Origin of the sequence: Streptomyces boninensis, assembly GCF_048572725.1 — a bacterium.
GTDB classification, from domain to species: domain Bacteria; phylum Actinomycetota; class Actinomycetes; order Streptomycetales; family Streptomycetaceae; genus Streptomyces; species Streptomyces boninensis.
Window position 1 is genome coordinate 7,881,775 of sequence record NZ_CP183837.1, and the last position, 12,911, is coordinate 7,894,685.

At 71.5% G+C, this 12,911-nt stretch carries 10 protein-coding genes and 3 pseudogenes; 7 read left to right on the forward strand and 6 right to left on the reverse strand.

Annotation, left to right across the window (positions count from 1 at the left end):
• The first annotated feature begins 284 nt into the window (after positions 1-284).
• From ACNNMR_RS35865 to ACNNMR_RS35875, 3 genes and pseudogenes are all read left to right on the forward strand, one after another.
• A complete protein-coding gene (locus ACNNMR_RS35865) occupies positions 285-1,727 on the forward strand; it encodes an FGGY family carbohydrate kinase (protein ID WP_419998875.1) in 1,443 nt (480 codons plus the stop codon).
• Positions 1,630-3,090 (forward strand): annotated as a pseudogene (locus ACNNMR_RS35870) (NAD(P)/FAD-dependent oxidoreductase); the annotation flags it as partial. The gene ACNNMR_RS35865 and the pseudogene ACNNMR_RS35870, both read left to right, overlap by 98 nt.
• Before the next feature lie 237 nt (positions 3,091-3,327).
• Positions 3,328-4,185: pseudogene (locus ACNNMR_RS35875) on the forward strand (FAD-dependent oxidoreductase); the annotation flags it as partial.
• On the opposite strand, the gene ACNNMR_RS35880 reads toward ACNNMR_RS35875, so the two are convergent.
• On the reverse strand, positions 4,165-4,776 hold the full coding sequence (locus ACNNMR_RS35880) for a CGNR zinc finger domain-containing protein (RefSeq protein ID WP_419998876.1): 612 nt from the start codon (positions 4,774-4,776) through the stop codon (positions 4,165-4,167). The pseudogene ACNNMR_RS35875 and the gene ACNNMR_RS35880 overlap by 21 nt on opposite strands.
• An 86-nt stretch (positions 4,777-4,862) precedes the next feature.
• On the opposite strand from ACNNMR_RS35880, the gene ACNNMR_RS35885 reads away from it, so the two are divergent.
• Complete coding sequence (locus tag ACNNMR_RS35885; protein ID WP_419998877.1) at positions 4,863-6,023, forward strand: epoxide hydrolase; 1,161 nt, start codon at positions 4,863-4,865, stop codon at positions 6,021-6,023.
• A gap of 19 nt (positions 6,024-6,042) precedes the next feature.
• Here the strand turns inward: ACNNMR_RS35885 and ACNNMR_RS35890 are convergent, their stop codons facing one another.
• Complete coding sequence (locus ACNNMR_RS35890) at positions 6,043-7,455, reverse strand: amidase (protein WP_419998878.1); 1,413 nt, start codon at positions 7,453-7,455, stop codon at positions 6,043-6,045.
• 93 nt (positions 7,456-7,548) lie between these two features.
• On the opposite strand from ACNNMR_RS35890, the gene ACNNMR_RS35895 reads away from it, so the two are divergent.
• Positions 7,549-8,568 (forward strand): serine hydrolase, encoded by a 1,020-nt coding sequence (locus ACNNMR_RS35895; protein ID WP_419998879.1) that lies wholly within the window; start codon positions 7,549-7,551, stop codon positions 8,566-8,568.
• 11 nt (positions 8,569-8,579) lie between these two features.
• Here ACNNMR_RS35895 and ACNNMR_RS35900 read toward each other — a convergent pair whose 3' ends face one another.
• Together ACNNMR_RS35900 and ACNNMR_RS35905 are read right to left on the reverse strand one after the other, a co-directional pair.
• Positions 8,580-8,987 (reverse strand): RidA family protein, encoded by a 408-nt coding sequence (locus ACNNMR_RS35900; protein WP_419998880.1) that lies wholly within the window; start codon positions 8,985-8,987, stop codon positions 8,580-8,582.
• A gap of 52 nt (positions 8,988-9,039) precedes the next feature.
• Complete coding sequence (locus ACNNMR_RS35905) at positions 9,040-9,897, reverse strand: metallophosphoesterase family protein (protein WP_419998881.1); 858 nt, start codon at positions 9,895-9,897, stop codon at positions 9,040-9,042.
• Between the two features lie 180 nt (positions 9,898-10,077).
• On the opposite strand from ACNNMR_RS35905, the pseudogene ACNNMR_RS35910 reads away from it, so the two are divergent.
• Positions 10,078-10,416: pseudogene (locus ACNNMR_RS35910) on the forward strand (dihydropyrimidinase); the annotation flags it as partial.
• 360 nt (positions 10,417-10,776) lie between these two features.
• On the opposite strand, the gene ACNNMR_RS35915 reads toward ACNNMR_RS35910, so the two are convergent.
• Positions 10,777-11,136 carry an ankyrin repeat domain-containing protein gene (locus tag ACNNMR_RS35915; RefSeq protein ID WP_419998882.1) on the reverse strand — a complete coding sequence of 120 codons (360 nt, stop codon included), beginning with the start codon at positions 11,134-11,136 and terminating at the stop codon, positions 10,777-10,779.
• A gap of 366 nt (positions 11,137-11,502) precedes the next feature.
• The gene (locus ACNNMR_RS35920; protein WP_419998883.1) at positions 11,503-12,402 is read right to left on the reverse strand and encodes a sigma-70 family RNA polymerase sigma factor; all 900 of its coding nucleotides are present in this window, start codon (positions 12,400-12,402) and stop codon (positions 11,503-11,505) included.
• Between the two features lie 122 nt (positions 12,403-12,524).
• Between ACNNMR_RS35920 and ACNNMR_RS35925 the strand changes: the two genes are divergently transcribed.
• Positions 12,525-12,860: a YciI family protein gene (locus ACNNMR_RS35925; RefSeq protein WP_419998884.1), complete on the forward strand. Its 336-nt coding sequence runs from the start codon at positions 12,525-12,527 to the stop codon at positions 12,858-12,860.
• The last annotated feature ends 51 nt before the right edge of the window (positions 12,861-12,911 follow it).

Consider the following 12,911-nt stretch of genomic DNA (forward strand, 5'->3'; position numbering starts at 1 on the left):
GCAGACGGTCCTCGGACAGGCCTCCGTCCTGGCTGCCCTTCCATCCCCAACTCGTGGATTTAGACACGGTTCCTCCCTGGTGGCGCCTACGGTGCTGCCACGCTTGCGCACACTGTACTCACTTGCGTACGGCGTTCTCATGGGGTTCCCGGATGGCGTTCCGGGGGGTCAGCATCGCCGCCCCCGCCCGCACTTCCAGCAAACTCGCACACCACCCCTCCCTCCCGTGATGCGCTAGCCCCGGTACGAAGATCCCGCGCCGACCGGAAGGGTGGCCGAAGGCCATGACCGTACTCGCCCTCGACCAGGGCACTTCGGGCACCAAGGCACTCGTCGTCGACCCCGCCGATGGCGTCCTCGCGGTGGCCGAGGTGCCCGTGACCGCGAACTACCTCCCGGACGGTGGCGTCGAGCAGGACCCGGCGCAGCTGCTCGACTCGGTGCTGCGTGCGGGCCGGGAGGCGTACGAGCGGGCCGGGCGGCCGTCGCTGGCGGCGATCGCGCTCGCCAACCAGGGCGAGACCGTGCTCGCTTGGGATCGCGCCACCGGAAAGCCGCTCACCCCGGCGATCGTCTGGCAGGACAGCCGCTCCCAGTCCATCTGCGATGAGCGCGCCGACGCCCGCGACTGGGTGGCCGAGCGTACGGGCCTCGTCCTCGATCCGTACTTCTCCGCCCCGAAGATCACCTGGCTGCGCGCCAACCTGACCCGCGAGGGCGTCGTCACGACCACCGACACGTGGCTGCTGCACCACCTCACCGGCACCTTCGTCACCGACGCCGCCACCGCCAGCCGGTCGCTGCTCCTCGACCTCGACGCGGTCGCCTGGGATCCGGAGTTGGCGGAGCTGTTCGGGGTCGATGGTGCCGAGCTGCCGCGGATCGTCGGCTGCGACGAGGTGGTCGGCACGACCAGCGCCTTTACGGGTGGGGAGGTGCCGGTCGCCGGGCTCGTGGTCGATCAGCAGGCCGCGCTCTTCGGCGAGAGCTGCTTCGCCGCGGGCATGGCCAAGTGCACGTACGGGACCGGTGCCTTCCTGCTCGCGAATACGGGCGAGCGCGCCATCCGCTCCACCTCGGGCCTCACCGCCTCCGTCGCCTGGCGGGCCCGCGGCGCCACGCCGTACTGCGTCGACGGGCAGGTCTACACGGTCGCCTCGGCCATACGCTGGCTCGCCGACCTGGGGCTCATAGGTTCCGCGGCAGAGCTGGACCGGGCGGCGGCAGCGGATGACGCGGGCGGTGTGCTGTGCGTACCCGCTTTCGCGGGCCACGCCGCCCCGTGGTGGCGCTCTGACGCCACCGCGTCTCTCGCGGGCCTGACCCTCTCGTCCCGCCGCGAACACATCGTGCTCGCCGTCCTCCAGGGCGTCGCCGCCCAGATCGCCGACCTGGCGGGCCTGGTCGCGGCTGATCTGGGCGCGCCGCTGACCCGGCTGCGCGCGGATGGCGGGCTCACCGCCAGCGCGACGCTGATGCAGGCGCAGGCCGATCTGGCGCAGATCCCGGTGGACGTCTATCCGTCGCCGCACGCCACCGCCCTTGGCGCGGCGGCGTTGGCGCGGCTGGCGGTCGAGCCGGGGCTCGGGGCGGCGGAGGCGGTGGGGGAGTGGCAGCCGGGCCGCACGTATGAGCCGCGGTGGCCGGCCGAGCGGGCGGCGGAACACCTGGGGCGGTGGCGGGAGTCGGCCGCCGCGAATCTGCCGGGGGCGGCGGGGCGTGGCTGAGGGGGCGGACGGGCCGTACGACATCGCCGTCATCGGCGCCGGCGTCGTCGGCTGCGCGATCGCGCGCGAGCTGGCGGGTTACGACCTCAGCGTCGCCGTCCTCGATGCCCGCGACGACGTCGGGGACGGCACCAGCAAGGCCAATACCGCGATCCTGCACACCGGTTTCGACGCCTCGCCCGGCACTCTCGAGGCGCGGCTCGTGCGGCGCGGGTATGAGCTGCTCACCTCGTACGCGCCCGCCGCCGGCATCCCCGTCGAGCGGGTCGGTGCGGTGCTCGTCGCCTGGACCGAGGAGGAGCTCAAAGCGCTCCCCGCGCTCGCGGAGAAGGCCGCCGCGAACGGTTACCACCGCTGCGAGCTCATCCCCGCCCCCGACCTCCGCCGCCACCTCCCCGCCCTCGCCCCGGGCGCCCTCGGCGGCCTCACCGTCCCCGACGAGGCCATCACCTGCCCCTGGACCACCACCCTCGCGTACGCCACCGAGGCCCGCGCCCGCGGCGCCGGACTCCTCCTCGGCCACCGCGTCCTCGCCGCCGAACCCGGCGCACACACCACCGTGTTGCGCACGACGCGCGGGCCGGTCAGCGCCCGCTGGGTGGTCAACACCGCGGGCCTCGGCGCCGACACCGTCGACGCGCTCTTCGGCCACGACCGCTTCACGGTGATTCCGCGGCGCGGCGAGCTGATCGTGTACGACAAGGCGGCGCGCCCGCTCGCCGAACGCATCGTGCTGCCGGTGCCCGGCCCCTGGGGGAAGGGCGTGCTGATCTGCCCGACCGTGTACGGCAATGTCCTCCTCGGCCCCACCGCGGAAGACCTCACGGACCGCACGGCGACCGGCACTTCGCGGGCGGGGCTCGACCGACTGCTCGCGAAGGGTGCGCGGCTGATGCCGCGGCTGGTGGCGGAGGAGGTGACGGCGACGTATGCGGGGCTGCGGGCGGCGACCGAGCGCGATGACTACGTGATCGAGGCCGCGGCGGGGCAGCGCTACCTGCTGGTCGGCGGCATCCGCTCCACGGGCCTGTCGGCGTCGCTGGCGATCGCGGAGTACGCGGCGGGGCAACTGCGCGAGGCAGGCCTGCGCTTGCCGCCCCGCGGGTCGCTGCCCGCCACCCCGCGCATGCCCAACCTGGGCGAGGCCTTCCCGCGCCCGTACGCCGACCCGGAACTGATCGCCCGCGACAGCGCGTACGGCCGCATCGTCTGCTACTGCGAGCACACGACCGAGGGCGAGATCCGCGACGCCCTGCGCTCCCCCCTCCCGCCGACGACCCCGGGCGGCCTCTCCCGCCGCACCCGCGCAGGCGCGGGCCGCTGCCAGGGCACGGCATGCGGCCCGCGACTCGCCGCGCTGCTGCGGGACGCGGGCGGGTCTGCGGGGCCGCCGGTGGAGGGGGCTGTGCCCGGCGACCGCCCGGTGGCAGGGCTCGTACCGGCCGATCGGCCCGTGGCCGGGCCTGTGCCCGCCACCCGCCCGGCGGCCGAGGCTGCTGAGACCGACAAGGCCGCCCGCCCCACCGCGGCCGACCCCACCGCCGCCCACCCCATGGCCGACGCCCCCACCTCAACCCCCACCACCCTCACCCCCGACGTAGTCATCGTCGGCGCCGGCCCCGCCGGTCTCACCGCCGCCGCTCGCCTGGCCTCCCGTCTCGACGGCGGCGTCCTGGTGCTCGAGCGGGAGCCCGAGCCAGGCGGCCTGCCCCGCCTCTGCCGCACGTGGGGGTTCGGGGTGCGGGATCTCCACCGGCCCCTCACCGGCCCGGGCTACGCGCACGCGCTCGCTCAACGCGCCGCCGCCGCAGGCGCCGTCGTCCTCACCGACGCCACCGTCACCGGCTGGTCCGGTGAGCGCAGCCTCGATGTCACGACGCCCGAAGGACTCCTGCAGGTGACCGCCCAGGCCGTCGTCCTCGCCACCGGCGCCCGCGAGCGCACCCGTCATGCCCGCCTGATACCCGGTGATCGCCCGGCCACCGGCATCTGGACGTACGGACAACTGCTCGCCGGCATCGATGACTTCACCGGACATCGCGCCGTCATCGTCGGTACGGACCCCCTCAGCTGGTCCGCCGTCACCACCCTCCGCCGCGCCGGCTGCCGGACCGCGCTGCTCACCACCGAGCGGCCGGCCCGCGGCCCGTACGCCCCGCGCCTGCGCCACGCCATCCCCGTCGCCACCCGCACCCGCATCTCCCGCATCGACGGCCGCCGCGGCCGCCTCGCCGCCGTCGAGATCGAGCACCTGGTCACGGGGCAACGCCGCACCATCCCCTGCGACACGCTCATCCTGACCGGCGACTGGATCACCGACCATGAACTCGCCCGCCCAGGCGCCTACACCACCGGCGCCCTCACTCTCCCCGGCGGCGGCACAGCCGCAGCGGCCGCGGCCGGCGGACGCCGCATCGCCGACCAGGTCCTCGAGCAGCTAGCGCGCGGAGCTCGCTGACCCGGAGCCCGCAGCCCCGGAGCGCGCCTGCTTGTGGGCATTGAAGCGCGCCTTCTTCTGGCGATTCCCGCACGTATTCATTTCGCACCATCTGCGGGTCCGGCTCTGGCTCGTGTCGAAGAAGGCGGCCTCGCAGGTCGGCGATGAGCACAGGGCCAGCTTCCCGTCGCGCTCGCCCGAGATGATGCTGATCGCGTCGGCGGCGATGACGCCCAACGCATCCTCCACGGACGACGTCGAGCCAAGCCGCCATTCCCGCTCCCCCTCAGCCGTCAAGAAAGCCGCGGCCCCGCCCTGCGCGCTGTAGTCATTGATGATCTCCACAGCGGCCGCAGGGAGCGGATCACGCCGCGCCGCCGCCGTCGCCGCGGCGTGAATCGACTCCCGCAGCTCCCGCGCACGCTTGAGCTGGGCGGGGGTGCAGGAGGGCACGGCGAGGCCGCTTACCGCCAGCCAGTCGGCGAGGCGGTCCGGCGTGGGGATGCGTTCCACGGGATCGCCGCGGCGCTCCGTCAGGGTCGCCGTGAAGCTGGTCGCCAGCACCTTGCCGAGGCGGAAGCCGGGGGGCTGAGAAGTCGTAGAGCCGGACATGGAACCACCTTAGCCGGTTGCGGTTCGCCGTCGCGATCTGCTAGAACCGTCTTAGCTGGTTCATGCACAATGACCTGGAGGTCTCCGTGCCCACCACCGACGTGCAAGCGTTCACGGCCCACGCGACCGACGCCGACCTCGACGACCTGCGCGCCCGCCTGGCCGCGGCGCGGCTGCCGGAGGCCGAGACGGTCCGCGGCGCCGCGCCCGGCCCGCGCCGCTGGGAGCAGGGGGTGCCGCTCGCCGATCTCGTGGACGTCGTGAACTACTGGCGCACCGAGTACGACTGGCGGTCGTTCGAGAAGCGCCTCGACCAGATCGGCCAGTTCCGTACGGCCATTGACGGTCTGGGAATCCACTTCCTGCACCGCCGGTCCGCGCGCGCCGACGCCACGCCGCTGCTCATGACGCACGGCTGGCCGGGCAGCATCGCCGAGTTCACCGACGTCATCGATGAGCTGGCCGATCCGGACGACGCGGACGCGCCGGCCTTCCATGTCGTAGCCCCGTCGCTGCCGGGCTTCGGTTACAGCGACAAGCCGGACAGCACCGGGTGGGGGACCGGGAAGATCGCGGACGCCTGGGTGGAGTTGATGGGGCGGCTCGGGTACGGCAGGTTTCTGGCCCACGGAAACGACTGGGGAGGCGTGGTCACCACGATCCTCGGCGGCCGGTACCCGGAGCACGTGCTCGGCATCCACACCTCGACCGCGCAGGCGCCGCCCGGGCTGACCGCGGACGGGCTGACGGCGGCAGAGCGCAAGTGGGTCGAGGACACCCGCGACTTCTGGGACCAGCACGCGGCGTACGCGAAGGTGCAGGCGGCCCAGCCGCAGACCGTCGGCTACGCGCTCGTCGACTCACCGGTCGGGCTGCTCGCCTGGATCCTCGACAAGTTCGCCGAGTGGACGGACACGGAGGACAGCCCGTTCGAGACGATCTCCATCGACCGGATCCTCGATGACGTCACCTTGTACTGGCTGACGCGGACCGGCGCCTCGGCAGCCCGCATCTACTACGAGAGCCACGACTCGCTCGACCCCGACCTCCGCGTCGACGTCCCGTCCGCGATCAGCGTGTATCCGCGCGACGTCGAGAAGTGCCCGCGCCCGTGGGCGGAGGAGCGGTTCCGGAAGCTTGTCCGCTGGGGGACGCCGGAGAGCGGTGGGCACTTCCCGTCGCTGGAGGTCCCCGAGTTCTACGTAAAGGATCTGAGGGCGGGCCTCACGGCGGTCCTGGACGCCTGAGCGGCTCGACGTCCCGATCTCACTCCGCCGTCTGGATCCGCGGCCACCCCCGCTCGGCCTCCATCGCATACGCGACCTCCAGCAGCGTCCGCTCGTCACCGTCCCGCGCCGACAGCATCACGCCGACCGGCAGCCCGTCCGCCGTCCGCTGCGCCCCCGGCAGCGAGATGGCCGGGCTGCCGGAGACGTTGTTGAGCGGGGTGAAGGAGACGTACGAGGTCAGCCGCCGCATCAACTCGTCGTACGGCACGTCAGGGGACAGGTGCCCGAGCGGCGGCGTGGTGTGCGCGAGCACCGGGGACAGCAGCAGATCGTAGCGGCCGAGCGCCGATTCGTACGCCGCCCGCGAGGCCTGCCGCAGCCGTCGCAGCACGGCCGGGGTGGCGGCGATCCGGCGCCGGTAGCGGGCCCGCAGGCCCAGGCTCAGGCCGTCCATGCGGCGGCCGTCGAAGTGCCGGTCGAGCAGCAGTCGCCCCGTCGCGGAGGCGAGGAAGGACAGCATCCCCCAGTACGTGATGAAGTCGCCCTCGAAGCGCGGGTCCAGCGGCAGCGTGCACGGCTCCACCTCGTGGCCCTGCTTCTCCAGCGCCGCCGCCGTCGCGTTCACCGCGGCGCGCGTCTCGTCGTCCGTCACCACGCCGGTGGGGGAGTCGAGCAGCAGGCCGATCCGCAGCTTGCGGTCCGACGGGCCCTCGACGAGGCCGAGTGGCGGCAGTTTCGGGTTCTGCCAGTGCTGTTCGGCCGCGGCATAGAAGGCGGCGGTGTCGCGGACCGTACGGCTGAGGACGCCGTCGCAGACGACGTCGATCGGCAGCCGCCGGCCCTGTTCGCTGGCCACCATCCGGCCCCGCGTCGGCTTCAGCCCGACCAGGCCGCAGCAGGCCGCGGGGATACGGATCGAGCCGCCGCCGTCGTTGGCGTGCGCCATCGGCACCGCCCCGGAGGCGACGAGCGCGGCGCTGCCGCCCGAGGAGCCGCCGGCGGAGTGGCCGGTGTGCCAGGGGTTACGGACGGCGTCGCCGCCGGGGTATTCGGTGGTGGCGTTGAAGCCGAACTCCGGCAGCCGCGTCTTGCCCAGCACCGTCATCCCGCTGGCCAGGAACTGCTCGGTGAACGGCGCATGCCGCTTCGCCGGACGGGCGTGGAAGGCCGCGCTGCCGTGGCCGGTGGGCAGCCCGCGGTAGTCGGTGTTGTCCTTGACGAAGGTCGGCACGCCGGCAAGGGCCCCCGCCGTGCGGATGTCGGGCGCGTCGAACGCCGGTATCGCCACCGCATGCAGCTCGGGTTCAACCTGCCGTACGCGCGCGACCGCGGCTTCCGCCGCCTCTTGGGCGCTCACCTCGCCGGCGCGGATCAGCGCGGCGAGGGCGGTGGCGTCGTGGTCGCCGAGGGCGTCGGCGGCGCTGAAGGCGTGCACGCGGGAGGTGGTCATGACGGCAGCGTAAGGCCGATCGGGGCGCCGATCGAGTGACCTGACCAGCACGGATTGCCGGAGTGCGGATCGGATGCTGATACGAAATGCGTGATGCACTCCCGTAATCGCGCGTTGTGGCTGCCAGGCGCCGCGCTCACGCTCGCCGCCGGCACGGCGCTGGTCGCCTTCAACCGGGGCGCGCTCCCGGTGCCGGAGGGTGCCGCCTCCCTGGTGGACCCGCAGCCGCCGGTGCGGGCCGCGCAGGCGGCGGAGCGTACGGACGCGGAGGGGGCCGGGCAGTCCGCGCCGCCCCGTCCCGCGCAGTCCCGGCCCGCACCGCCCCGTCCCGAGCCGAACTCGGCGGCCCGTACCGCCGCGGAGGCGGTCCGCGCCGCCCTCGGCTCCGGCGCGGACGGCGAGCGGCTGCGCTACAGCATCGCCGTCGAGGACCTGGACACCGGCGAGTTGGCGCACTCGTCCGCGGGCTCCGGCTCGTACGACACGGCCAGCATCGTGAAGGTGAACATCCTCGCCGCGCTGCTGCTGCAGGCCCAGACGACCGGCGTCGCGCTCACCCCTGAACAGCAGGGCGAGGCCGCGATCATGATCCGTAACAGCGACAACAAGGCCACGGACACGCTGTGGCGGGCCATCGGGGCGGGGGAGGGCCTGGCGCGCGCCAACCGGACCTTGGGCCTGACGGGCACGACGCCCGGCAGCGGCGGTCAGTGGGGACTCACCCAGACCGTCGCCGAGGACCAACTCCGGCTGCTGCGCGCGGTGTTCACGCGTCCGTCGCCGCTCACGGACGCATCGCAGGAGTACATCCAGTCGCTGATGGCCAATGTGGCCGCCGACCAGGACTGGGGTGTCCCGGCGGCGGCCCCGGACTCGGCGGGCTTCGTGAAGAACGGGTGGCTGCCGCGGAGCGCGTCGGGACGTTGGGATGTGAACAGCATCGGGCGCGTGGACTACGCGGGGCACACGCTGCTGGTGAGCGTGCTGTCGGATCGGCATGCGACGCGCGAGGCCGGAATCGCGCTGGTGGAGAAGGCGGCCTCGACGGCGGTGCATGCACTGGTCGCCGCGGCGGATACGCCCGTACGCGGGCCGGAGACGCTGGCGCGGTGAGGTGTCCCGCCTCAGTCCAGAACCGCGGTGGCCTCGACCTCGACCATGATGTCGGGCTCTCCCAGGGCGGAGACGCCGATGAGAGTGATCGGCTTCAAGGGATCCACGCCCAGCTTGGCGGCGGCGCGTTGGACGCCCTCGCCGAGGAGCGGGTACTTGTCGGCGGACCAGTCGACGACATAGATGGTCAGCTTCGCGATGTCGTCGAAGGAGCCGCCGATTTCCGTCATCGCCCGGCCGACGTTCACATACGCCTGCTCCACCTGCGCGGCGAAGTCCCCCTCGCCGACCTTGTTCCCATCGGCGTCGCGGGCCACCTGGCCGGCGACGAAGACCAGCCTCGACCCTTCCGCGATCGACACCTGCCGGTACACGTCGGGCTTCGGAATTCCATCGGGATTGAACAGCTTTACGGTCATGTGATCACCATAGCCGCGGCTTCCGCGGGGCGCGGCTCAACGTGGGGCGGCCTCAACGCGGGTCGGAGGCGGCGGGGCGCGGCAGTATCTGCCGGGCGAGCTCCGCGCGCAGCCCGAACCGGCGCCATTCACGGGGGTAGCCGAGGGAGACCTCCTCGAACGGGACCCCGTCGTACACGGTGCTGCGCGGGATATGGAGGTGGCCGTAGACCACGGCCGCCGCGCCGAAGCGGGTGTGCCAGTCGGCGGTACGTTCCGTGCCGCACCACTGCACGAACTCCTGGTGCGTCATCACCTCGGTCGGCTGCCGCACCAGCGGCCAGTGATTGACCAGCACCAGCGGCATCTCGCCCGCGACATCCGCCAGCCGCCACTCGGTCATCTCGACCCGCGCCGCGCACCAGTCCTGGCGGCTCTCGTACGGGTCGGGGTGCAGGAAGAACTCGTCGGTGCAGACGATCCCGGCCGCGTGCGCCTTCGCCAGGGACTCCTCGCGGGTGGCGGTGCCGGGCGCCAGCCAGGTGTAGTCGTAGAAGAGGAAGAGCGGCGCGATCCGGACCGGGCCGCCGGCGCCGCGCCAGACCGGGTACGGATCCTCGGGCGTGAGCACGCCGAGGCGGCGGCACAGCGCCACGAGCGCCTCGTAACGGGCCACGCCCCGCAGGTCGTTGGTCTCCTGGGGGATGGTCCACAGCTCGTGATTGCCCGGCACCCAGATCACCTGGGCGAACCGGTCGCGGAGAGTGCCGAGCGTGCGCTCGATGTCCGACATCAGCTCGCCGACGTCGCCGGCGACGATCAGCCAGTCGTCGGGCGAGTTGGGCTGCAGGTCCGCCGCGATACGGCGGTTGTCGGCATAGCCGACGTGCAGGTCACTGATGGCTCGCAGCGCTGCCCCGGCATCGGTCATGGAGGCAGCGTAGACCGTGCCCGCCGGTGGCGGATCACGCTCGTCCACAGCATGGCCGCGCCGGCGGCCTCTTCGTCTCCGCCCGCCGCCCACGCGTACTCCCACCCGATCCGGACCCGACCGGGACCCGATCCGCACCCCATCTCTGGGAGATGCCCCTAGATGACCCGCACTTAGCAGTGGTCGGCAGACCGCGTGATCGACGCCTCCCAGAGGTACGTAACCCCAGGCGTCGCGGACGCATACACCCACATGGAACTCCCCTTCGGCGGCACCTTCGCCTCGGACACCTTCGAAACAGGCACACAGGCAGCAGCCTGGGGCGGCACGACAACAATCGTCGACTTCGCGGTGCAGTCCCAGGGCCACGCCCTGCGCGAGGGCCTGGACCTGTGGCACGCGAAGGCCGACGGCAAATGCGCCATCGACTACGGCTTCCACATGATCCTCTCGGACGTGAACGACGGCACGCTGAAGGAGATGGACACCCTCGTAGAAGAGGGAATCACCTCCTTCAAGAATCACATTGGCGAAGGTGACCGGGAATTTTCTAGCCGGTGACCCGTCGGATTCGGGCGCGAGCTGAACGACACGGCCGGTGGCGCGGGCTGCGATGACGTGACGGACTGGGCCCCGCCCGTCGAGCGATTCCTCGACGATCGCGGCTGCCTCCCGCGGCACTGGCTGCTGGGACCGGCGGGCCTGCCGCGGCCAGCGGCCCCGCAAGGCCGACGCGTCACCCTGCGCCGCGGGCTTCGCACCGCGCCCGGATGATGCGCACGAACTGAGCATGGCAGCAGCCGGCCGGCCGCGGCGGCGAGGAGCATTCTGCGGCGATTCAACTGGGCCACCGTCCAACGCACCCTGGGCGGCACGGCGTCAGGTCAGGGATTCGAGATACTTCTGGGTCTCCGGCTTCTTGAAGTACTGGGCCCAGCCCGCCGGCTGTGCATTGAACCCGGGTTCGCGGGCGGTGTGGTCGGCGCCGTGCTCGACCAGCAGGCGCGCGATCGACAGCTCGCCCGCTGCCGCCGCGTAGTGCAGGGCCGTGGCACCGGCGGCCGTGACGCCGTCGACGCCGAAGCCAAGATCGATCAGCAGCCGGACCGTTGACCAGTTGCGCGCCTCGGCCATCAGCGCGACCAGCTCTGCGTGCCGATCATGCAGCCCGGGATCGGCGGCCAGCATAGACCTCATTGTTGTCTCATCGGCAGCCTCGACGGCTTCTACGAACTGCATGGTGTCCTCCTCGCATATTTGCTTCCATGCCTACGAGCCCAGATAACGAGCCGATGTGACACGGCGAAGCGTTCGAGCTACTGCCCGACGATAACCATCCGGCCCGGCGAACCAGTCCAATGACTGCGACTCCCTGGACGGCTGACTGACCACCGACCACGGTCACTTCGGCACCTCCCTTGAGTACGTTTGCCCGTACACACTCGGGCACTGTGGTCAGTCACCAGACACTACGCATTCCGAGCGGGAGTCGAGGGGCCTGATCGGATGGATGGTCACAGCGGCGTTCGGTTTCTGGCGCATCTACAGGGAACGCCGGCTCCAGCCCTCCGAGCCCCGGCCACATGCCGTAGGTCGGTTTGCAGATCAGCCGGTGTCCTGGCTTGGAGTCAGAGGGATGACCTCCAATTGCAACTGGTCAATCCGGCTCTTCTCGGCGGTGAGGTCGATGGTGGTGATCAGGTTCCCGACGATTCCGAATCTGAACACCATGAGCGGTCGTTCACCCGGCCAGACGGCACCAATGGCGCCGTCCACCAGAGCGAGCTTTGCTCCGCCGGCCCGACCGCGCAGGAACCGGGCCGCCTCCGCTGAACCGAACGACTCCCTGGGTGCCCCCATCCGTGCCGCGTTCTGATCGGCGCGCAGGATGACGTCGGGATCGAGCACGCTGAGGAGTGCCTCGAAGTCACCGCCTCGGGAGGCCCTGAGGAACGCGGAAACGATCTGACGCCTGCGGCTGACGTCAGGCGCGGACGGCGTCTCCGCTCCCCGAATGCGGCGCCGCGCACGACTGGCGAGCTGACGGGCCGCAACTGGTGAACGCTCGATGATTCGCGCGACTTCGTCGAACGGTACGTCGAAAAGGTCGTGCAGCACGAAGGAGACGCGCTCGGTGGGGCGAAGCGTGTCGAGGACGACGATCAAGGCCAGACCGACGGAGTCGGCAAACAGTGCCGCCCGCTCGGGATCCGGTGCGTCGCTGCTTTCGTTGTCGGTCATCAGCAGCTGTTCGTCGGTGAGGTCTTCGTTTCGCGAACCCCGGGCACGCAGCATGCTGACGCTGACCCGTGCCACCACGGTGGTCAACCACCCGTCGAGGTTGCGTACCTGGTCGGCATCGGTGCGGCACAGCCGCAGCCACGTCTCCTGGACCGCGTCCTCAGCGTCGCCCGCGGAGCCGAGCATGCGATAGGCGATTGCCTGCAAGCGTGCCCTGCGTGCTTCGAACAGTTCTGCCTGCAGCTGCTGAGCGTTCACTGTCACACATCCCTCCTGGCGCGCGACATAGTAGTGACCCACGCGCAGCCCGGCAGGCATTGCGGCCACACACGAGGCCTTGGCCCGGCTGTGGGGGTGGGTGCCCGTCATTAGCCGAGGAGGACATGATGCAGTTTGTACTGATCATCTATAACGGCACCGAGCAGGCGGTCTCCGATGAGGAAAAGCAGGCGGTCTATGCCGACTATGCCGCTCTCACCAGCATGGAGAACGTGACCGGCTGCCCCCCGTTGGGCGTGCCGGAGAACGCGACCACGGTCCGGGTGGAAAACGGCTCGGCCGTCACCACCGAGGGGCCTTACGTCGATGTGAAGGGGGCAGTCGGAGGCTTCTTCATCGTCGAGGCCGAGAACCTCGAGGAAGCCGTCGCCGTGGCCTCCCGTGTCCCGCAGGCGCGGTTGGGCGGTGCGGTCGAGGTGCGGCCGTCCGAAGTTTCCTGGTGACCCCGCGCATGCGCCTTCGCGACCCGGCGAAGGCGGCATACGTTATGTCAC

Coding starts and splice junctions, on each gene's coding strand:
- ACNNMR_RS35925 (WP_419998884.1), top strand. CDS start 12,525: ATGCAGTTTGTACTGATCATCTATAACGGCACCGAGCAGGCGGTCTCC.
- ACNNMR_RS35880 (WP_419998876.1), bottom strand. CDS start 4,776: ATGTCCGGCTCTACGACTTCTCAGCCCCCCGGCTTCCGCCTCGGCAAG.
- ACNNMR_RS35905 (WP_419998881.1), bottom strand. CDS start 9,897: ATGACCGATGCCGGGGCAGCGCTGCGAGCCATCAGTGACCTGCACGTC.
- ACNNMR_RS35865 (WP_419998875.1), top strand. CDS start 285: ATGACCGTACTCGCCCTCGACCAGGGCACTTCGGGCACCAAGGCACTC.
- ACNNMR_RS35900 (WP_419998880.1), bottom strand. CDS start 8,987: ATGACCGTAAAGCTGTTCAATCCCGATGGAATTCCGAAGCCCGACGTG.
- ACNNMR_RS35890 (WP_419998878.1), bottom strand. CDS start 7,455: ATGACCACCTCCCGCGTGCACGCCTTCAGCGCCGCCGACGCCCTCGGC.
- ACNNMR_RS35895 (WP_419998879.1), top strand. CDS start 7,549: ATGCACTCCCGTAATCGCGCGTTGTGGCTGCCAGGCGCCGCGCTCACG.
- ACNNMR_RS35915 (WP_419998882.1), bottom strand. CDS start 11,136: ATGCAGTTCGTAGAAGCCGTCGAGGCTGCCGATGAGACAACAATGAGG.